This is a genomic window from Streptomyces sp. WAC06614, assembly GCF_003949795.1.
Classification (GTDB): Bacteria; Actinomycetota; Actinomycetes; order Streptomycetales; family Streptomycetaceae; genus Streptomyces.
The window spans coordinates 1-889 of record NZ_RPRY01000732.1; the positions used below are offsets into that span (position 1 = coordinate 1).

At 73.2% G+C, this 889-nt stretch carries 1 protein-coding gene; it reads right to left on the reverse strand.

Annotation, left to right across the window (positions count from 1 at the left end; genetic code table 11):
- On the reverse strand, nt 1–753 hold a 753-nt coding region (locus EF918_RS36190), incomplete at its 3' end, for an NmrA family transcriptional regulator (RefSeq protein ID WP_125653020.1).
- Nucleotides 754–889 lie beyond the last annotated feature (136 nt).

Below are 889 nucleotides of genomic sequence, written 5' to 3' on the forward strand. Positions count from 1 at the left end.
GCCCAGGAGGGCGGGGAGGGGGCCCTGGTCTTCCGTGGCGAGGAAGTTGGCGGCGATGGCGGAGTACGTGCCGATCAGCATCGGGATCTGGAACGGGACCGAGCCCGGGCCCGACAGGGCCGTGCGGGTTTCGGCGAGGGTGGTCGGGGCGTACGTGGCGGCTACCGCCGCCGCCAGGTCGGCGCCGCCGAGGGCCCGGTCGCCGACCAGTTCGTACGTGCGGCCGGCGTGCGGCGCCGGGTCCGTGGCGACCCGGACCGCGACCTCCGCCAGGTCCTCCCGGGCCACCGCCGCGATCCGGCCCTCGCCCAGCGGCGCGGTGATCCGCCCGTCCGGGCCGGGCGCGGCCAGCGCGGCGAGCAGTTCCGCGTACAGCCCGTTGCGCAGCACCGTCGCCGCGACCGGCGACGCGGCCAGCCGCCGCTCGGTCCAGCGGTGCGCCAGCGCGTACGGCAGGTGATCACCCTCACGGGTGAGGCTCGTGTACACGATGTGACGGACCCCGGCCCGCTCCGCCGCCGCGATCGCGGCCTCGTGCCGGGCGATCACGACGTCGTCCTCCCCGTACCCCGCCGAGATCATCAGAAGCGTCCGCACCCCGGAAAAGTCCAGGCCGGCCGGGTCGTCGAAGTCCACGCGCAGCTGGTCCGGGCCGCTCGGCCGCCGGGTCCCGAACCGTACGCCGGCCCGGCCCGCCAGCTTCTCGGCGATCAGCGATCCGAGTCCGCCCGAGGCACCTGTGATCAACAACATGGGGAACTCTCCCGTCCGTTCCGTGGTTCGTACAGACATCGTGGAGCCTGTCGATCCGGTACATAAGGAGGCACTTTCATGTCACTTGGGCACATCGGTGTAACCGACCCCCACCTCGACCTCGCCACCGCCACCC